This window comes from Streptosporangium sp. CA-115845, from assembly GCF_050943795.1.
GTDB lineage: Bacteria > Actinomycetota > Actinomycetes > Streptosporangiales > Streptosporangiaceae > Streptosporangium.
Genome location: NZ_CP191988.1, coordinates 4,150,180 through 4,167,763, shown reverse-complemented (window position 1 = coordinate 4,167,763; position 17,584 = coordinate 4,150,180). Strand labels below are relative to the sequence as shown.

The 17,584-nt window shown below is 71.0% G+C and carries 18 protein-coding genes; 2 read left to right on the top strand and 16 right to left on the bottom strand.

Annotated features, from left to right (window positions below):
* The first annotated feature begins 4 nt into the window (after nucleotides 1–4).
* Both ACQP0P_RS21220 and ACQP0P_RS21215 read left to right on the top strand, forming a co-directional pair.
* Entirely contained in the window at nucleotides 5–223 is a 219-nt protein-coding gene (locus tag ACQP0P_RS21220) for a fumarylacetoacetate hydrolase family protein (protein WP_433379685.1), read from the top strand.
* Nucleotides 220–1,122, top strand: a complete 903-nt coding sequence (locus ACQP0P_RS21215) for a dioxygenase (RefSeq protein WP_433379682.1) — start codon at nucleotides 220–222, stop codon at nucleotides 1,120–1,122. The genes ACQP0P_RS21220 and ACQP0P_RS21215 overlap by 4 nt, the downstream gene beginning before the upstream one ends.
* 117 nt (nucleotides 1,123–1,239) lie before the next feature.
* Here the strand turns inward: ACQP0P_RS21215 and ACQP0P_RS21210 are convergent, their stop codons facing one another.
* The 16 genes from ACQP0P_RS21210 to ACQP0P_RS21135 all read right to left on the bottom strand — a co-directional run bounded on the left by ACQP0P_RS21210 (nucleotide 1,240) and on the right by ACQP0P_RS21135 (nucleotide 17,584).
* Nucleotides 1,240–1,884: a lysoplasmalogenase gene (locus ACQP0P_RS21210; protein WP_433379679.1), complete on the bottom strand. Its 645-nt coding sequence runs from the start codon at nucleotides 1,882–1,884 to the stop codon at nucleotides 1,240–1,242.
* A 203-nt stretch (nucleotides 1,885–2,087) separates the two neighbouring features.
* Entirely contained in the window at nucleotides 2,088–2,798 is a 711-nt protein-coding gene (locus tag ACQP0P_RS21205; protein WP_433379676.1) for a nitroreductase, read from the bottom strand.
* 19 nt (nucleotides 2,799–2,817) lie between these two features.
* Nucleotides 2,818–4,047, bottom strand: coding sequence for an NAD(P)/FAD-dependent oxidoreductase (locus ACQP0P_RS21200; RefSeq protein WP_433379673.1), 1,230 nt, complete (start codon nucleotides 4,045–4,047; stop codon nucleotides 2,818–2,820).
* On the bottom strand, nucleotides 4,044–4,235 hold the full coding sequence (locus ACQP0P_RS21195) for a ferredoxin (RefSeq protein WP_386323198.1): 192 nt from the start codon (nucleotides 4,233–4,235) through the stop codon (nucleotides 4,044–4,046). Before ACQP0P_RS21195 ends, ACQP0P_RS21200 begins: the two co-directional genes overlap by 4 nt.
* A gap of 26 nt (nucleotides 4,236–4,261) precedes the next feature.
* A complete protein-coding gene (locus tag ACQP0P_RS21190; protein ID WP_433379670.1) occupies nucleotides 4,262–5,578 on the bottom strand; it encodes a phytoene desaturase family protein in 1,317 nt (438 codons plus the stop codon).
* A gap of 4 nt (nucleotides 5,579–5,582) precedes the next feature.
* Nucleotides 5,583–6,446 carry an SDR family NAD(P)-dependent oxidoreductase gene (locus ACQP0P_RS21185; RefSeq protein ID WP_433379667.1) on the bottom strand — a complete coding sequence of 288 codons (864 nt, stop codon included), beginning with the start codon at nucleotides 6,444–6,446 and terminating at the stop codon, nucleotides 5,583–5,585.
* Nucleotides 6,447–6,489: 43 nt separating this feature from the next.
* Complete coding sequence (locus tag ACQP0P_RS21180) at nucleotides 6,490–7,641, bottom strand: acyl-CoA dehydrogenase family protein (RefSeq protein WP_433379664.1); 1,152 nt, start codon at nucleotides 7,639–7,641, stop codon at nucleotides 6,490–6,492.
* Between the two features lie 3 nt (nucleotides 7,642–7,644).
* On the bottom strand, nucleotides 7,645–8,856 hold the full coding sequence (locus ACQP0P_RS21175; RefSeq protein ID WP_433379661.1) for an enoyl-CoA hydratase-related protein: 1,212 nt from the start codon (nucleotides 8,854–8,856) through the stop codon (nucleotides 7,645–7,647).
* 53 nt (nucleotides 8,857–8,909) lie between these two features.
* Nucleotides 8,910–10,103 (bottom strand): acetyl-CoA acetyltransferase, encoded by a 1,194-nt coding sequence (locus ACQP0P_RS21170; protein WP_433379658.1) that lies wholly within the window; start codon nucleotides 10,101–10,103, stop codon nucleotides 8,910–8,912.
* Nucleotides 10,100–11,476 carry an OB-fold domain-containing protein gene (locus tag ACQP0P_RS21165; RefSeq protein ID WP_433381990.1) on the bottom strand — a complete coding sequence of 459 codons (1,377 nt, stop codon included), beginning with the start codon at nucleotides 11,474–11,476 and terminating at the stop codon, nucleotides 10,100–10,102. The genes ACQP0P_RS21170 and ACQP0P_RS21165 overlap by 4 nt, the downstream gene beginning before the upstream one ends.
* A 2-nt stretch (nucleotides 11,477–11,478) precedes the next feature.
* A complete protein-coding gene (locus tag ACQP0P_RS21160) occupies nucleotides 11,479–12,690 on the bottom strand; it encodes an acetyl-CoA C-acetyltransferase (protein WP_433379655.1) in 1,212 nt (403 codons plus the stop codon).
* Nucleotides 12,687–13,940 carry an acetyl-CoA hydrolase/transferase family protein gene (locus tag ACQP0P_RS21155; RefSeq protein WP_433379652.1) on the bottom strand — a complete coding sequence of 418 codons (1,254 nt, stop codon included), beginning with the start codon at nucleotides 13,938–13,940 and terminating at the stop codon, nucleotides 12,687–12,689. The genes ACQP0P_RS21160 and ACQP0P_RS21155 overlap by 4 nt, the downstream gene beginning before the upstream one ends.
* Complete coding sequence (locus tag ACQP0P_RS21150; RefSeq protein WP_433379649.1) at nucleotides 13,933–14,154, bottom strand: hypothetical protein; 222 nt, start codon at nucleotides 14,152–14,154, stop codon at nucleotides 13,933–13,935. The genes ACQP0P_RS21155 and ACQP0P_RS21150 overlap by 8 nt, the downstream gene beginning before the upstream one ends.
* Nucleotides 14,155–14,166: 12 nt before the next feature.
* On the bottom strand, nucleotides 14,167–14,643 hold the full coding sequence (locus ACQP0P_RS21145; RefSeq protein WP_433379646.1) for an aromatic-ring-hydroxylating dioxygenase subunit beta: 477 nt from the start codon (nucleotides 14,641–14,643) through the stop codon (nucleotides 14,167–14,169).
* Nucleotides 14,640–15,890 (bottom strand): aromatic ring-hydroxylating oxygenase subunit alpha, encoded by a 1,251-nt coding sequence (locus ACQP0P_RS21140; protein ID WP_433379643.1) that lies wholly within the window; start codon nucleotides 15,888–15,890, stop codon nucleotides 14,640–14,642. Before ACQP0P_RS21140 ends, ACQP0P_RS21145 begins: the two co-directional genes overlap by 4 nt.
* Nucleotides 15,887–17,584: a class I adenylate-forming enzyme family protein gene (locus tag ACQP0P_RS21135; RefSeq protein ID WP_433379640.1), complete on the bottom strand. Its 1,698-nt coding sequence runs from the start codon at nucleotides 17,582–17,584 to the stop codon at nucleotides 15,887–15,889. The genes ACQP0P_RS21140 and ACQP0P_RS21135 overlap by 4 nt, the downstream gene beginning before the upstream one ends.

The window sequence follows — 17,584 nt, the reverse complement described above, 5'->3', positions numbered from 1 at the left end:
TAGGATGATCTTCTCAGTAGGGACGATTCTCTCGTTCAACGGCCGCACGTTCACGCTCCGTCCCGGTGGCATCATCGCCACCGGGACGCCGTCCGGGGTCGGCCACCCGCGTACACCCCCGTGGCCGCCGCACGACGGCGACGGGGTCGAGGTGGAGGTCGAGAAGCCGGGCGACGTCCGTACTCCAGTGATCAACACAGCGAGCGCAGAGGACTGGGCATGAGTGAGACCATGAGCTCCGGGCACGGCCCGGCCGGCAGCCCCCCCGTGACCGAGCAGGTCGTCGGCCAGCTCCAGGGCGCGGACACCCGATTGATGACCATCATGGAGAGCCTCATCCGTCACCTGCACGGCTTCGTCGAGGACGTGAGGCCGACGGCGGCCGAGTGGGAGGCGGGACTCGCCTTCCTCGCGCGTACCGGCTCGTTCTGCACGCCCACCCGGCAGGAGTTCGTCCTGCTCTCGGACATGCTGGGACTGACCACGCTCGTCGATGACGTGAACAACCAGGGACCGGCCGACATGACGCCGAGCTCGGTGGAGGGCCCCTTCCACTCCGTGGCCCCGCCGCGCGAACTGGGTGACCTCATCGCCGCGGGCCCCGAATGGGGCCGGGCCGAGAGTGCCGTGATCCGCGGCACCGTGCAGGACTGCCACGGGAACCGCCTGCCGGGTGCGATCCTCGACGTGTGGCAGGCCGACGACAAGGGCCACTACGACACCCAGGACGCCGAGCAGCCCGAAGGCAACCTGCGCGGCCTGTTCACCACCGACGAGAACGGCGAGTACTGGTTTCGCACCGTGAAGCCCGCCAGCTACCCCGTGCCGATGGACGGCCCGGCAGGCGACATGCTCCGCGCCATGGGACGTCATCCCATGCGCCCCGGCCATCTTCACATCCGCGTCGAGGCCGCCGGGCACCACACGCTGACCACCCACGTGTTCGTCAACGACGATCCCTACCTGGATTCCGACGCCGCCTTCGCGGTCAAGCCGGAGATCATCGTCAACTTCGAACCGTGCGAGGACCAGGCCTCGATCGAACGGTACGGGATGGACGGGCCCTACCTGGACGTCACGTTCGACATCAGGCTCGCCACCGAGTCGGAGATGAAGAGGTGATCACGGAGAACCCCGGCCCCTGCCCGCCGGCCCGCTGGTGACGATCTCCCCGAAGCAGGCCGATCGGATGCTCCCCTCCGCCGGAGGGGAGCATCCGCCGCCGGCGATGTGACCGCCTCAGGTACGGAGGCGGTCGACGATGCCCGAGGCCAGGAGGTACTGGGCCGCGACATAGGTCGCCATGATCACCAGGCCGGTCATCGGCGGGCGGGGAAGGTCCGCCAGGCCGAACGCGATCAGCGCGTCGGAGAGCAGGAACAGGGCGCCCCCGGCCCCGATGCGCGGGCCGAGACCGGCGGCGGTCACCGCGGTGGCGGTCAGCAGCAGCGAGTAGACGGCCACCGGCAGGCGCAGGTCGCCCAGGCCGGGCCAGAGGAGGAAGACCATGCCCGCCCACAGGACGCCGTAGACCACCGGGATCGCCGGGCGGCGGCGCAACGCCCGAAGTGCCCCCTCGCGGACGAGACAGGTCACGTAACAGACGTGCGCCCCGGCGAACAGGGCCATGCCCGCAAGGAAGAGACCGTCGATCTCCAGGGCCACGTCACCGCCCCAGGAGAGCAGGAGCGCCGCCACCAGCAGGCGCGGTCCCCGCCGCGCCAGCACCCAGGCCGCGAGCAGCGGCATCAGCAGCGCCTTGGTCACCGAGTTCATCGGGCCTTCGCCGGCGGCGACCAGCACCAGATGGACCGCGGAACAGAGCCAGAAGGCGGCCAGCAGGGTGCGGGGGACCACCCCGGCTCTCAGAACATCATTCTGCACATCTGGATGCTAGGGCCTGCCACCCGGCAGGCCCAAGGCGCCCGCCGCCTTTCGGCGGTACGCGGGCGCCAGGCGGCGTTCTCCGTACGGCCCGCCGCGCCCGGCGGAGTCAAGCGAGGACGGACACACCGTCCACCACGAGGGATCTCTCGATCAGGTGTCCGGCGAGACACCCGCCACCGGCCCGCCCGGCCTTTCGCCGGTTACCGGCCGCGCCAGTCGACCACGTTCGCCGGTTCCTCGCGGCCCACGCGGTAGGAGTTGGCCGGGTGCCCGGTGTCGGAGTAGCCGAAGGAGACGCCACAGACGATCACCCGGTCGCCGGGGATCTCGAAGTGCGCGCGCACGGTGTCGGACTGCATGGCGATCGCGGCCTGCGGGATCGCCGAGATGCCCAGGCTCTCCGCGGCCTGCAGGAGGGTGGCGACATAACCACCGCAGTCGATGTAGCCGTAGGGGCCGAGCGACCGGTCCGAGGTGATCACCGCGACGTGGGGCGCGCCGAAGAAGCGGAAGTTCTCCAGGAGCTGGCGGTTGCGCGCCTCGTGGTCCTCGCGGTCGATGCCCAGGCTGTTGTAGAGGCCGTAACCCGCCTCCCGCCGCCGCGTCCGGTAGACGCCGCGGTACTCCTCGGGTCCGGGGATGTCCGAGCGCATCGGCCGGGTCGAGGCGGCGGCGTACAGCTCGGCACGGAACCTCTCGGTCGCCTCACCACTGGTCAGGATCACCTGCCAGGCCTGGGAGTTGCACCAGGAGGCGGTGCGCTGGGCAAGGGCGAACATCCGCTCGATCAGCTCGGCCGGCACCTGCTCGGGGCGGAAGGCGCGGCAACTGTGCCGAGCCGTCAGGATCCGCTCCAGCGCCTCGTCGAGCCTGCTGACCTGATCGTCCTGGTCGGGCTCTTTGACGGTCACCGGCACTCCTCGTGCTCTCTCACACGCTCTCCTTGACCGCGGCCGCGGCCGCGGCCCGGCGACGGCCGGCGAACTCCAGCCCCTCCGCCCAGGAGGCGCCTCGCATGATCAACCCACGATATTTCATGATCTGGGCCTGCCCGTTCAGCGTGAGCGCGCCGACCAGGCGGTCGCCCTCGCGGTAGAGGGCGACGAAGCGCTCCCCCGCGGGATCACCGTCGACGACGCGGACCTCGTCGGTCGCGGGAACCCCGACGAACTGGATGCGCGCGCCGTACCAGTCCGACCAGAAGTACGGGACCGTGGAGTAGGGCTTGGCGGCGGCCGGATCCAGCGCGTTGCGCGCCGCCACGGCCCCCTGCTCGGCCGCGCTGGTCCAGTGCTCCAACCTCATGTGGCGGCCGAAGAGCGGGTTGTGCCAGCGGGCGACGTCTCCGGCCGCGTACACCCCCGGCACCCCGGTGAACAGGGTCTCGTCGCAGACGACGCCGTCGTCGAGGGTCAGCCCCGAGCCGGCCAGCCAGCCGGTGGCGGGCACCGCCCCGATGCCGGCCACCACCAGGTCGGCGGCGAGCACGGTCCCGTCGGAGAGCACGACCCGCTCGACCCCGCCGTCACCCTCCACCGCGCGCACACCGGCCCCGCACCGCAGGTCGGTGCCGTTCCGCGCGTGCAGGGCGGCGCACGCCCCGCCCATGGTCTCGCCGACGGCGCGCACCAGCGGGGTCGGCAGCGCCTCGACGATCGTCACCTCCAGGCCCCGCTTGCGGGCGGCGGAGGCGACCTCCGAGCCGATGAAACCGGCACCGACCACGACCGTCCTGGCGCCCGCGTCGAGCGCCCGCCGTACGGCCAGCGCGTCGTCACGGGTGCGCAGGGTGTGGACGCCGCGCAGGCCGCCGGTGCCGGGAAGGGCACGGGCGGCCGCCCCGGTCGCGATCACCAGGGCGTCGTAACCGAACTCCCGCCCCCCGGCCCGTACGGTCCCGGCCTCGGTGTCCAGCGCGGTCGCCGCGGCGCCGAGCGCGAGCTCGACACCCAGCTCCTCGCGGAGCACCTCCTCGCCGCGGAAGGCCGGCAGGTCCTCACCGTCGAGGAAGGCCTTGGACAGCGGCGGCCGGTCGTAGGGGAGGTGGGGTTCGGCGCCGATCAGGGTGATCCGGCCGTCGAAGCCGCTCTTGCGGGCGGCCTCGACCGCCCGCAGACCCGCCAGGGAGGCTCCGACGACCAGAAGGTGCCGCTCGCTCATGGCTCCAGCCGCAGTGCCTCGGTCGGGCAGCCCTCGATCGCCTGCCGGACCCCTTCGAGGTCGTCGGCGGAGATCGTCTCGGTCAGCACGACGAGGTCACCGGAATCGTCGACCTCGAAGACGCCGGGTGCCAGTGACTCGCAGATACCGAGGCCGGTGCACCTGGCGTAGTCGACGACGATCTTCATTGTTCCTCCTTCGGTGGGACGCGGGCTCAGCGGCCGGCGCCGACGGGGTGACGCTCGGTGATCTGCTCGACGATGAGCTTGGCGGTCTCGGCGCACGCGGTGGTGCCGCCGTTGGCGTACTCCTTGACCCCGTCCCCGACGTTCCACAGGTTCGGGATCGGCGTGGTGGGGGCCAGGTCGAAGCCGGCCACGGCGCGCTGCGGCGGCCAGCCGTCGCGCGTCACCACGGTGGACAGCACGCGCGCCCGTTCGAAGCCGGGCACCTGCTCGCGCAGGTCCTCCATGATCAGCTCGGTCTCGGCCCGCTCGTCGAAGTCACCGACGGCCGGCTTGGGCACGCCGGAGGCGGAGTACAGGTGCCAGCCCGGCGGCGCCATCTCCGGGCAGAGGTCGGTGAAGTTGGCGATGTAGCACAGCCGCCGGGTCTTGCCGAAGCTCAGCATGCCCTGAGCCTCGATGAGCCGCTCCTGGCTGGCGATGTTCACGGTGATCATCGCGCAGGGACGGTCCTTGCGCCGCACCTCCTCGCGGTAGTCGGCGGGCAGGTTGTCCGCGCCGACCATCTCGACGGTCGCCGCCGGTCCGGCGTTGCTGATCGCGACCCGGCAGCCCACCTCGACGCTCTCGCCGTCACGGGAGATCACCGCGCCGGTGACCAGACCGTCGGTGACGGTCAGCGACCGTACCTCGCTGTTCAGCCAGATCTCGCCGCCGTTCCCGGTCACCACGTCGGCCAGCGCCCGCCAGGCACCGATGGTGCCCTCGGGGTGGAAGCCGAACTTCTTGAAGGCGCTCTTGCGGGTGAAGTAGGTCAGGAAGACCCGGGCGGGCAGTTCCTCGGAGCCGACCGCGAAGATGGAGCCGCACATGTTGCGGAACATCCCGTGCACGTTCTCGTTCCCGGTGTACTTCGACACCCACTCGGCGGTGCTGAGCTCGGCCTCGGGCAGCCCGCTGTCCTCGCGGGCCGCGCCCAGGCCCTTGACCAGCTTGGCCCCCTGGCGGGTGAGCTTGCCGAGCAGGAACCCCCAGCCGCCGCCGGTCACGTCGATGTCCTTGCCGCCGATCCGGTAGAGCAGCGGGGGTGAGGGCATCCGGACGTCGTACGGCGCGCCGACGGTCGCGAAGGTCTCCTCGGTGACGCCACCGAGCTCCAGCACGATGGCCCCGTTGTTGACCTTGAAGCCATCGATCTCGTAGGTGGACGCCCGGCCGCCGACCCGGTCCAGCCGCTCGACCACGAGGGTGCGGTAGCCGAGGTGGGAGAGTCTGGCGGCGGCGCACAGACCGCCCGCCCCCGCCCCGATCACCAGGGCGTCGAAGTCCTCCACGGTCGTCTCCATCCTCTCAGCCCACCCTGTTGACGGCAGGCACCGCGCCGTCCATGTCGACGATCTCCGCCCAGCGCTCGCCGACCTGCTCGATGGTCGGCACGTCGGCGAAGGTGATGCCCTTGGACTCGAAGAGCTGCACCCGGGTGCAGAGGCCGCCACCGACGACGACCACGGTGCCGCTGTCGGTGAACTCGTCGGTGAGTAGATGGCCGACGACCGGCGCGACGTGCGCGGCCGGAAGTTTGGCCAGTAGCTCGGCCGGCGCGATGTCCTCGGTCATCCGGGTCGCGGCCTGCGGCGCGATCGCGTTGGCCAGGATGTTGTACTTGCGGCCCTCGATGGCGAGGCTGTTGATCAGACCGACCATGCCGAGCTTGGCGGCACCGTAGTTCGCCTGACCGAAGTTGCCGTACAGGCCGGTGTTGGAGGTGGCGACCACGATCCTGCCGTGCCCCTGCTCCCGGAAGTACGGCCAGGCCGCACGGACGACGTGGTAGGTGCCGTGCAGATGGACCTGGAGCACCGCATCCCACTGCTGGGTGGTCATCTTGTGGAAGGCCACGTCGCGAAGGATGCCGGCATTGCTCACCACTCCGTCGATGCGGCCGAAGGCCTCCAGCGCCGTGCGGACGACGGCCGCGCCACCTTCCTCCGAGGTCACGCTGTCGTAGCTGGCCACGGCCTGCCCGCCGGCCTCGGTGATCTCGGTGACCACCGCGTCGGCCATGGTCGTACCCGAGCCGGAACCGTCACGCGCCCCGCCCAGGTCGTTGACGACGACCTTCGCTCCGGAGCGGGCGAGCAACAGCGCGTACTCGCGGCCGAGCCCTCCCCCGGCTCCGGTCACGGCGATCACGCGATCCTGTACACCTGCCATCGGTAAACCTCTCTGTTCTGCGGCGGAAAAGTCGGAAACGGAACTAGTAGGAGAGCGGGAGCCGCAGACTGTGCTGGGCGATGTAGTTGAGCACCATCTCCCGGCTGACCGGGGCGGTGCGCAGCAGCCGGGCCGCGAACCACAGGTCGGCCAGGCCGTACTCTCGCGACAACCCGTTGCCTCCGTGCGTCTGAATGGACTGGTCAAGTGCCTTCAGCGACGCGTCGGCGGCGGTGAACTTGGCGATGTTGGCCGCCTCGGCGGCATCCTGGCCTGAGTCGTAGAGTTCGGCGGCGCGGGCGGTGGCCAGCCTGGCCAGCTCCACGGCGATGTAGGCCTCCGCGAGCGGGTGCGACACTCCCTGGTGGGCGCCGATCGGGGTGGACCACACCTGCCGCTCGCGGGCGTAGCGGGCGGCCTTGTCCAGGGCGTAGCGGCCGATGCCGTTGCTGAGCGAGGCGGCCAGGATGCGCTCGGGGTTGAGACCGGCGAAGACCTGGCGCAGCCCCCGCCCCGCCTCGCCGATCAGCGCCTCGGGACCGATCCGCACGTCGTCGAAGAAGACGGTGAACTGCTTCTCCGGGACGACGAGCTCGGTGACGATCTGCTGGAAGCGCAGGCCGGGGGCATCGGTGGGCACCACGAACAGCGAGAGCGGGGCGCGCCCGGACGGGCCCGGCTCGCCGTCGCGCGCCACCACCAGCAGCGCGTCGGACTCGTCGGCACCGGAGATGTAGTACTTGGTGCCGGTCAGCCGCCGGCCGTCGCCGTCGCGGTGCGCGCTGGTGGTGACCTGGTGGCTGTTGGAGCCGGCGTCAGGCTCGGTGAGCGCGAACGCCATCTTCTTCGTCCCGGCCGCCATGCCGGGCAGCCACTCGTCCTTCATCTCGGCCGATCCGTGCCGCCAGACGATCGAGCCGGTGATGGCGGGCGAGATGACCCCCATCAGCAGCGGCATGCCGTGTGCCGCCAGCTCCTCCAGCACCACGCCGTACTCGGCCAGGCCGCCTCCGCCGCCACCGTACTCCTCCGGCAGGTGCACGCCGAGGAAGCCGCCCTCGCCCAGTTCGGCCCAGAGTTCGTCGACTCGGCCACCGGCACGCGCCCGGTCGGCGAAGTAGGTGTGACCGTACCGCTCCGCGATCTTGCCGATGCTCTGCCGGAGCAGCCGCTGGTCCTCGCTGTCAATGATCATTCTTTACCGTCCGTTGAAGTCGGGTTCGCGCTTGCCTTTGAAGGCGGCCACGCCCTCGGCCGCGTCGGCCGTGGCAGCCGTCCGCTTCTGCGCCCCCTGCTCGGCGAGCAGTTGCTCGGTCAGAGTGTTGTCCCAGCCGGCGCGCAGGAGATGCCGCAGTTCCGCGAAGGCACGGGTCGGGCCCGCGGCGAGCCGCCTGGCGACGGTGAGAGCCTCGCCCTCAAGCGCGTCGTCCGCGACGACACGTGAGACGAGCCCCCACTCCTCAGCCTCGCGGGCGGTCAGCACCCGCGGCTGGAAGAACAGCTCCGCCGCCCGCCGCGATCCGATCATCCGGGGCAGGAACCAGGTGCTGCCTCCGTCACCGGACAGACCGAGGGCGCTGAAGCCGAGGGCGAATTTGGTGCCCTCGGCCGCGAGTACGAGGTCCGCGCAGTGCATCAGGCCGAGCCCGCCCCCGGCCGCGGCGCCGTGGACGGCGCACACGATGGGCGCGTCCAGCCCGGCCAGCCGGTCGAGTGCCTCGTGGTAGGGCACGATCATCTGGTGGACCAGCGAGGGTAGCTCCGCGTGTTCGGTCGAGGCGAACAGCTTCACGTCCCCGCCCACGGTGAAGGCCGGCCCCTCACCGGTCAGCAGCACCGCGCGCAGGTCGGGGGACTCGGCACAGCGCAGGGACACCTCGTTCAGGTCGAGCGCCATGTCGAGGTCGAGGGCGTTGCGCGCGGACGGCCGGTTGAGCCGGATCCTGGCCAGGCCGTCGTTCAGCTCGAAGTCGACGACCGACAGTTCCCTGCGGGGAGCCTCCGCCTTGGGGCTCGCGTCCAGCGCCTGTGCCCAGCGGGCGCTGTCGGTGTACTGGATCAGCTCGGAGACCTGATCCCCGGTGAACCGGAGTAGGTGGGCGAACGCCGCGTCGACCTCGGCGCCGGTGGCACGAGCCTTCCCTACGTACCCACCGGTCACGAGGAGACCCCCGCCGGTGAGCGGGTGGAAACCCTGCGGTTCGGCGCGAACGCCGAAGTTCTCTCCGATACGGCCCCAGAACTTCCTCCACGTCTCCTCGACGCCGTGGTAAACACCGCCCAGCCCCAGGGGCAGGCCCTCGGTGGTCCTGGCCACGAAGCTCGGATGTAGCAACTCCGACAGCCGCTCCCGGTCGCCGGCCTTCAGGGCGACGTAGAGATCGCGAGCCACCTGCACTTCATTCACCATGGACCCCTCCACTGATTTAATTTAATCTAAACTAAAAAATGCCCTGATGCCAATCAGCTGAGCTCGGAACCGACCACGGAGACGAAGGACACACATCCACCCGGGCGACCGCCCAGGTTGTGGGTGAGAGCAAGCCTGGGGTCGCTCAACTGCCGCCGCCCGGCCTCGCCGCGGAACTGCAGCCAGCACTCGTAGAGCATCCGCAGCCCGCTGGCGCCGACCGGGTGACCGAAGGACTTCAGGCCGCCGTCCGGGTTGACCGGCAGCCGTCCGCCGAGTTCGAAGGCGCCGTCGAGGATGTCGCGCCACGCCTCGCCCCGCTCGGCGAAGCCCAGGTCCTCCATCAGCACCAGCTCGGTGGGGGTGAAGCAGTCGTGCACCTCGGCCAGCGAGATCTCGGTGCGCGGATCGGTGATCCCGGCCTGCCGGTAGGCGTCCTGGGCGCTCCGCACCACCTCGGGAAAGGTCGTGTAGTCGTAGCCGGGATCCATCGCCGCGCGTCCCGGCGCCGCCGTCAGCGAGAGCGCCTTCACATACACCGGGTGGTCGGTGTAGAGGTGGGCGTCCTCGGCACGGACGATCAGCGCGCAGGCGGCGCCGTCGGAGACCCCCGAGCAGTCGAACACCCCGAGCCGCCCGGCCACCAGCGGCGCCGCGGCGATCTTCTCCTTGGACACCTGCGCGCGGTACTGCGCCTTGGGGTTGAGCGCCCCGTTGGCGTGGTTCTTCCAGGCCACGTGGGTCATCGCCGCCCGCATCCTCGCGGGGTCGACGCCGTACCTCGCACAGTAGGCCGGGTCGAGCAGCGAGAACGCGGCCGGCGCGGTGAGGGTGTTCTCCGCGGCCGTGCCGTCTCCCGGCGGGTCCATCCGGGTCAGCCCGGAGAAACCGGAGTCCTTGAGCTTCTCCACCCCGACCGCCATGACCCGGTCGTAGGCTCCGGACGCCACCGCGTAGCAGGCGTTGCGGAACGCCTCCGAGCCGGTCGCGCAGTAGTTCTCCACCCGGGTGACCGGCCGGTAGTCCAGGGCGAGCGCGCGGCTGAGGGTGAGGCCGGACTGCCCGGAGCCGAGCGTGCCGAGCCAGAACGCCTCCACATCGGCCAGGTCGGTGCCCGGTACGGCGGCCATGCACTCCTGCACCGCGTCGATCAGCAGATCGTCGGTGGAGGCGGTCCAGTGCTCGCCGAACCGGGTGCACCCCATGGCCACGATCGCGACCCGGTCCTTGATTCCCTTGGCGCTCATCGCTCGTCCTCCACGGGCCGTGCCTTCCAGAAGTAGTTGTGCACTCCCTGCGCCGTGTACAGCCTGCGGAATGTCGTCTCGACGCGCATCCCGATCGCCACCTCGTCCGGCGAGGCGTCGGCCAGCTCCAGCGTGTACCTGCCGCCGCCGTCGAAGTCGACCACCACGTCGATCAGCGGCGGCGAGGGAGAGTACGCCAGCCGGTCGGCGGTGAAGGTGACGACCGTGCCCCGCACGTCGGACAGCGGGCGCGGCTCCATCTCGTCCACGGCTCCGCACCCCTTGCACACCCGAGCCGGGGGCAGGTGGACGAAGCCGCAACCGCGGCACCGTGACCCGGTGAACGCGAACTTCCAGGCCTGCGACCGGGCCGAGGGCGGTCCCGCGGCCACCTCGGGTTCCGGCCGCCGGGGCGGTTCCCGGTCCAGCAGGCCACGCCAGGTGAGGTAGGTGGTGTAGGAGACGTCTCGCCCGGTGGCGAGCTGCGCCGAGAGCGGGTGCGCCTGACGCCCGTGCTCGATGCGGTCGGTGACCCGCAGCACCAGCGCGTCGCAGCCGTCCACGGCGGCGAGCACCAGGACGGTCTCACCCGGCGCCGCCCGGTCCAGGACCTCCGCCAGGCCCAGCCCGACGTCCGCCGCGCCCGCGTGGCCCGGCACCTTCCCCGAAGGGACCCGCGCGGGGAAGAGCGCGGCCCCCCGCCTGGCCACCAGCGGGTTCGGTGAGGAGATCACGACGTGGTCGGGTGCGGCGACATCCGCCTCCTTCAACGCCCGCTGTCCGGCCTCGGTCACCAGCGGCAGGTAGCTCTCCAGCCCGAAACGCTCCTCCCACCGGCGGGCGGCCGGCTGCTCCGGCGGGCGCCAGCGGTCGAGGAACTCCGCGGTCACCGACGCCCGGGCGACGATCTCGGCGATCGCCTCATCGGGATCGCCGAACAGGAACGCCGCGGCCCCGTCGGCCCCGTCACGCTCGTCGGCCGAGCCCGGCAGACCGGTCCGCACGTCGGCGAGCACGGCCAGGCCCCCGCTCGCGGCGGCGGCGAGCAGCGCGCCGGTGCCGGACCGCGCCGACCCGGCCAGGTCCACCGCGAAGCCGTCGACCCCCAGTCCAAGGGCCGCGTGCACGGCGGCGGCGTTGGTCTTGTCGAGGTAGGCGGGCGAGGTGGTGGCGAAGAAGATCGCCCCAGACCGTGCTCCCTCGCGCGGCAGCCGCCGCGCGGCCCCGATCCCCAGGGTGGTGCTGTCCTCGTCGAACGAGGCGGCCACCCGTGATCCTGGACCGCCCCTGGTGCCGAGCGCGGCGGCCAGGTCCGCGTGCCGCAGCCGGTGCCTGGGCAGGTAGACGGCGTAGGCCACGATCCCCTTCGGCATGTTCACGAGACTCCCTCGAAGAGGGCGGCCATGCCCTGACCACCGCCGACGCACATGGTCTCCAGGCCGTACCCGCCACCCCGGCGGCGTAGCTCGTGCAGCATCGTGGTGAGCATGCGCACCCCGGTCGCGGCGATCGGGTGCCCGAGCGAGATGCCGGAGCCGTTGACGTTCAGCCGGTCGCTCAGCTCGGCCGGATCGGAGAACCCCCAGCCCTTGAGGACACCGAGTACCTGGCAGGCGAACGCCTCGTTCAGCTCCACCAGGTCGATGTCGTCGAACTTCACACCGGTCGAGGCGAACAGCCTGGCCACGGCCGGCACCGGACCGAGTCCCATGGTGGCCGGTTCGCAGCCGGCCGCCGCCCAGCCGACCAGGAATCCCATCGGCTCCAGCCCGAGCTCGTCCAGCTTGTCCTCGGCCACCACCAGGCAGGCCGCGGCGGCGTCGTTCTGCTGGCTGGAGTTGCCCGCGGTCACGATTCCGCCCGGCATCAGGGTCCGCAACCTGGCCAGCGTCTCAGGAGTGGTGTCCGGGCGGATGCCCTCGTCGCGCTCGAACATGACCGGATCTCCGTGCCGTACCGGCACCTGGACCGGCACGACCTCGTCGTCGAAGGCTCCCGCCTCCCAGGCCGCGGCGGCCCGGCGCTGGCTGCCCGCGGCGTAGGCGTCGGCCTCCTCGCGGGTGATCCCGTACTCGCGGGCGATGTTCTCGGCCGTCTCGATCATCCCGGAGATCCGGCCGAAGCGCCCTTCGGGCTGGGACCGCTCACGGCCCCGGTCCAGCCGGTCGTGCAGCTGCACGCCACCGGAACGGCTGCCCCAGCGGACCTGGGTGGAGTAGTGCTCGACGTTGCTCATGCTCTCCACGCCGCCGGCCACCACCACGTCGGCGGCGCCGGTCTGCACCATCATCGCCGCGGTGACCACGGCCTGCAGCCCGCCGCCGCAGCGCCGGTCGAGCTGAAAGCCGGGGACGGCGACCGGCAGGCCCGCGTGCAGGGCGGCCCAGCGGCCCACGCACGGCGTCTCGGAGTTGGCGTAGGACTGGGCCATCGCCACGTCCTCGATCCGCTCGGGGTCGACACCCGAGCGCTCAAGGACGGCCCTGATGACCGTGGCCGCCAGATCCTCCACCGGCACCGGGCGCAGGGTTCCGCCGAAGGCGCCGACCGGCGTGCGGACCGGGGCGACGATCGCGGCTCTTCTCATTGACAACACTCCTTCTCGAGCGCGGGGCGATGGTCGGGGTGGGCGATGGCGAGCATCCGGGCGCGCCGCTCGTCCAGGGACAGCCCGCGCAGGTCGGCGACTCCGTACTCGGTGACGATGATCCCGGCGTCGGCGCGGGACGTGCTGACCGGCCCGCTCAGGTTCGCCACGATCCGGCTGGCGCTCCTCGCGGTGGAGGTCAGCGCCACGATGGGCAGGCCGCCGCGGGAGCGGGCGGCTCCGCGCAGGAAGTCGATCGCACCGCCGACGGCCCCGACGTACGATCCGCGCGCGACCTCGGCGTTGATCTGACCGGACAGGTCGACCTCGAGCGCCGAGTTGATCGCGACGAGGCGCTCCTGGGCCGCGAGCACCTCGGGATCGTGGGTGTGGCGGGTGTCGCGCAGCTCGATCGCCGGGTTGCCGTGGGCGTAGCGGAACAACCGCGACGTTCCCATCAGCGTTCCGGTGACCGTACGGCCCCGGCCGACGGTCTTGCGGGCGCCGGTGATCACTCCGGCCTCCATCAGGTCGGCGACGGCGTCCCCGATCTGCCCGGAGTGGACACCGAGGTCACGGCGGCCGGCCAGCCGGGCGGCGATCGCCTCGGGCAGCGCGCCGAGCCCGAGCTGCAGGGTCGCACCGTCCTCGATCAGGCCGGCGACGTGCTCGGCGACGCGCTCCTCGGCGTCACCGGGCACGCTCTTGACGATCTCGGCCGGTGGCCGGGAGGTGAACACGATCACATCCAGGTCGGCGGCGGCGAGCGTGCGCGCCCCGTGCGTCCAGGGCACCTGGTCGTTCACCTCCGCGATGACCACGCGGGCCCTGTCGATCGCGGCGGACAGGTAGTCGTCGGCCATGCCGAGGCTGTGCCGACCGGCGCCGTCCGCGGGCGAGAGCTGGACCAGGACGACGTCGACGGGAAGGGCCCCGCTCTCGATGAGGTCCGGCAGCGTCGAGTAGTGACACGGCAGGATGTCCAGGGCGCCGGCCCGGTGCAGCGCGCGGTTGCCGCCACCGCCGCAGTAGGACAGGAACGACACGTGGTCGGCGTGCTCCGGGCGGATCGTGTCCGAGGCGGGCAGTCCGAGGAAGCACCGGAAGCCACCGATCTCGGCACGCTGCTCGATGAGCCGCTCGGTCAGGGTGAGCGGCTCGGCGCAGGCCTGTCCCCACATGACCGCGTCGCCAGGCCGGACGTGGACCGTGAGGTCCAGCCGCCCGGCCCCTTCGAGGATCTCAGCCATCGGCGGGCCTGTCGCTCCAGCGACCGGCCGAGGGGTCCAGCAACTCCCGCATCCGCTCGTCGGAGAGCCAGACGACGGACTCCAGTTCCAGCGCGTCCAGGTAGCGCACCCGGCCGCCGCGCAGGTCCTCGACGCGCAGCCGTGGCCCGTTGGCGTCGGTGTCGAGGCTCACGGCCACCTCGGCGAACTCGCTGGCGATGATCCACTGATCCACTGCCGGACTCCTTCAGATGAGGAACGCCAGGGTGGAGAGCGCCTCCGCGCTGTTCACCAGGACTACCTTCTTGTAGGCCAGCCGGATGTCGTCCTCGACGCGGCGCAGCCGGTAGGTGACGCGGCCCGACCACAGGGTGGTCCCCCGCTCGCGGGACTCGACGAGCACGAAGTTCGCCTCGGCCACGGTGTCGGTCCCCTCGACCGCGACCACCTCGACATTGGAGATCAGCCGCCGCATGTTCGACGGAGGCGACTGGGAGTAGCGCTTACCCGTCTTGAGCTGGCTGATCCGCGTCCTGATCCGGCTGCGGTTGTCGTAGATCACCGACATCTGCAGGTTGGGGTCGACGTCGGGGCCCCCGGCGGGCACCCAGTAGAGCGCGTCGTCGGTCCACAGGGCCTCCCATCCGTCGTAGTGGTGCTCGTCGGCGAGCCGGGCCTCGCGGTAGAGGAACCGCTCGATCTCACCGAGTTCCAGACTGCTCACTGCGCGGCCCCCTCCTCCATCAGACCCCGGTAGTGCGACCAGAAGCCGCGCATCCCGGTCTCGTCGTTGGCGGCGCCGATCCGGAAACCGTTCTCGTCGACGCGCTCGCGGCCCACGCCGCGGCGGATGTCGAGCCATTCGGGCCGCCGGGCGGCCATGCCGCGCTGGTTGCGCTCGTACATCTCCGAGTCGTCGGCCAGCAGCATGCCCGCGGGCCCGACCGAGCCGACGCACTGCGACAGCAGCCTGCGGTTCATCTCCGGCGCGCCCTTGAGCTGCACCGCGGTGACGTTCTGCACTGTCTCGTCCACCGCCGTCGGCTGGATCATGAAAACGCTGATCTCGGCGATGAACAGGTTGGGGAAGACCATGACGTGCGGCGCGCCCTCGATGAGGATCTCCTCGGCCTGCTCGCCGTGGAGCGCGCGCATCTTCGCCACGTAGTCGGGGACCCTGGCCTCGGAGGTGCCGAACCAGCCCATGGGGCGGGCGACCCGGCGGAACTCCGGGCGCAGGTCGTTCTCGCTGTGGCCGCCGCCGAGGTCACGGGTGACGGCGGTCGACTTGTCGCTGTAGAGGGCTCCGATGGGGCTGCCGGTGACGCTGAAGACCGAGCCGTGCACGAACTGCGGGTGGTAGCCGTCGGTCTCGTTCTCGACCAGCAGCTTCCAGTTCGCCTTGGCACGGTGCCTGAGCCAGCCGGCGGTGAGCTCGACCTCCCCCTCGGGGGAGAGCCTGGCCAGCCGGTCCAGCTCACCCGCCGCCGCGCCGAGGTGCTCCTTCAGGCTCGGCCCTTCGGCGGCGAAGCTGGCGAACACGAAGCCCTGGTAGGTGTCCACCCGGGGGACCCTGCCGAGGCCGAGTTCGAGCTTGTTCTTACCGCCGTACCCCTGGTTGTAGGGGTAGCCGAGCAGCTCACCGGTGTTGCGGTAGGTCCAGCCGTGGTAGGGGCAGCGGAACGAACTGGAGTTGCCCCGCCGGTCCTCGCAGACCAGGTTGCCCCGGTGCGCGCACCGGTTGAGCAGCAGGCCGACCTCTCCGTCCGCGCTTCTGGTCATGATGACGTCCTGAGCGGCGACGTTCTTGCGCACGTAGTCGCCCGGCTTCGCCACCTCGCTCACGTGCCCGACGCACACCCAGGTGCGGTACCAGATCCGTTCGAGCTCTTCCGCGAAGATCTCCGGGTTGGTGTACAGCGAGCCGTGCACTCTCTCGGGCTGGATCAGCTCCGAGTACTGGACGGTCACGACTTCCCTCCTTGGATACGTGTCTTGGCCTGCTGAACAAGCCGAAATTTCTGGATTTTTCCGGTCGGTGTGGTCGGCAGCTCCGACGGCTCCGCGAAGAGCACGTGCTTGGGCACCTTGAAACGGGCCAGGTTCTCCTTGCAGAACGCGATGATCTCGTCCGCGTCGAGCCGCACTCCCGGCTCTGGAACGATCCAGACGCAGCCGGTCTCGCCCCACCTGTCGTCGGGCACGCCGACCGCGTACGCCTGGCTGATGCCCGGCCGCGCGGTGAGCAGTTCCTCGATCTCCTTGGGCATCACCAGCTCGCCACCGCTCTTGTAGAGCTCCTTGCTGCGGCCGGTGAGCACCAGGTAGCCGTCCTCGCGGACGATACCGAGGTCACCCGAGTACACCCAGCCGTCCCGCAGGGCGAGCGCGCTCTCCTCGGGCTTGTTCCAGAAGCCCAGCATGTGCGTCGGCCCGGTGGAGACGAGTTCGCCCTCGGCTCCGGCCGGCAGGAACTCCCCCGTCACCGGATCCACGGTCCGGTAGACGCAGATGTCGCCGGGGAGCCCTGCGACGCCGGCGAGCTTGGGCCGGCCGACGGTGGCGGAGGCGCGCTCCAGCGGGTCCTCGGGCAGGGACATCGTCATCGCCCCGCCGCACTCGGTCATGCCGTAGCCGGTGACCAGCTCGGTGACCCCGAGCTCGGTGCGGACCTGCTCCCAGAGCCAGATCGGGGAGGGCGCGGCGCCGGACAGCATGGCGAACAGCGAGGACAGGTCCCGGGTGGCCCGGTCGGGGTGCTCAAGCAGCGCGACGGTCATGGTCGGCACGCACAGGATCTCGGTGGCCCGGTGGCGCTCGATCCCCTCGAAGTAGCCGGCCGGGCTGAACGTGGTCTGCGGGATGATCGCCCCGCCCACCATCATGGCCGCGAGCAGGCCCTCGACGTAGCCGAACATGTGGTAGCAGGGCAGCGAGAACAGGATGCGGCGGCCGTCCTCGAAGGCCCGGCTCAGCGCGGAGGCGTAGGCCGTACGCTGCACCGCGTCATGGGTGACCATCACGCCCTTGGGCGAGCCGGTGGTGCCCGAGGTGTAGAGGATGTCGCCGAGATCGTCGGGGGTCCGCGTTCCGGGTGCGGCCGCGCCGGGCTTGCCCGCGCCCAGCTCGCCAAGGCCGTCCACGGTGAGAACCCCCTCGCGGGTCCGCCCGTCGGTGGAGAACAGCACGACCTGACGCAGCTCCGGCAGCACCTCGCCGCCGCCGCGCTCCCAGCCGGGGGCGATGGCGTCGAGCATGTCCAGGTAGTCCAGCCCGGCGAAGCCGGTCATGCTGATCAGCACGTTGCACTCGGACTGGGCCAGGACGTAGGCGAGCTCATCCTGCCGATACAGGTAGTTGAAGGGGATGGTGACCGCGCCGGCCCTGGCGATCGCGAACTTCAGCGGGACGAACTCCAGGTAGTTGGCCATCAGGAGGCCGACCCGGTCGCCCGGCCGGACCCCGAGCGCCGCCAGCCCGTCGGCCAGCCGCGCCGACCACTCGGCGGCCTCGGCGTAGCTGAGGGTCCGCTCGTCGGTCAGGACAAGGGGACGGTCGCCGAACTCCTCGGCGCAGCGCTCCAGCCGGCCGTCAAGGGTGAGCGGCGACCACTCGGCAAAACGCTCACTCAGTCGCGCACGGCGCTCTTCGACGCTCGGGATCAC

Bases quoted from the DNA above. Each gene is read 5' to 3' on its own strand.
- ACQP0P_RS21220 (WP_433379685.1), top strand. From the start codon at position 5: ATGATCTTCTCAGTAGGGACGATTCTCTCGTTCAACGGCCGCACGTTC.
- ACQP0P_RS21215 (WP_433379682.1), top strand. From the start codon at position 220: ATGAGTGAGACCATGAGCTCCGGGCACGGCCCGGCCGGCAGCCCCCCC.
- ACQP0P_RS21200 (WP_433379673.1), bottom strand. From the start codon at position 4,047: ATGAGCGAGCGGCACCTTCTGGTCGTCGGAGCCTCCCTGGCGGGTCTG.
- ACQP0P_RS21195 (WP_386323198.1), bottom strand. From the start codon at position 4,235: ATGAAGATCGTCGTCGACTACGCCAGGTGCACCGGCCTCGGTATCTGC.
- ACQP0P_RS21190 (WP_433379670.1), bottom strand. From the start codon at position 5,578: ATGGAGACGACCGTGGAGGACTTCGACGCCCTGGTGATCGGGGCGGGG.
- ACQP0P_RS21185 (WP_433379667.1), bottom strand. From the start codon at position 6,446: ATGGCAGGTGTACAGGATCGCGTGATCGCCGTGACCGGAGCCGGGGGA.
- ACQP0P_RS21180 (WP_433379664.1), bottom strand. From the start codon at position 7,641: ATGATCATTGACAGCGAGGACCAGCGGCTGCTCCGGCAGAGCATCGGC.
- ACQP0P_RS21175 (WP_433379661.1), bottom strand. From the start codon at position 8,856: ATGGTGAATGAAGTGCAGGTGGCTCGCGATCTCTACGTCGCCCTGAAG.
- ACQP0P_RS21170 (WP_433379658.1), bottom strand. From the start codon at position 10,103: ATGAGCGCCAAGGGAATCAAGGACCGGGTCGCGATCGTGGCCATGGGG.
- ACQP0P_RS21165 (WP_433381990.1), bottom strand. From the start codon at position 11,476: ATGCCGAAGGGGATCGTGGCCTACGCCGTCTACCTGCCCAGGCACCGG.
- ACQP0P_RS21160 (WP_433379655.1), bottom strand. From the start codon at position 12,690: ATGAGAAGAGCCGCGATCGTCGCCCCGGTCCGCACGCCGGTCGGCGCC.
- ACQP0P_RS21155 (WP_433379652.1), bottom strand. From the start codon at position 13,940: ATGGCTGAGATCCTCGAAGGGGCCGGGCGGCTGGACCTCACGGTCCAC.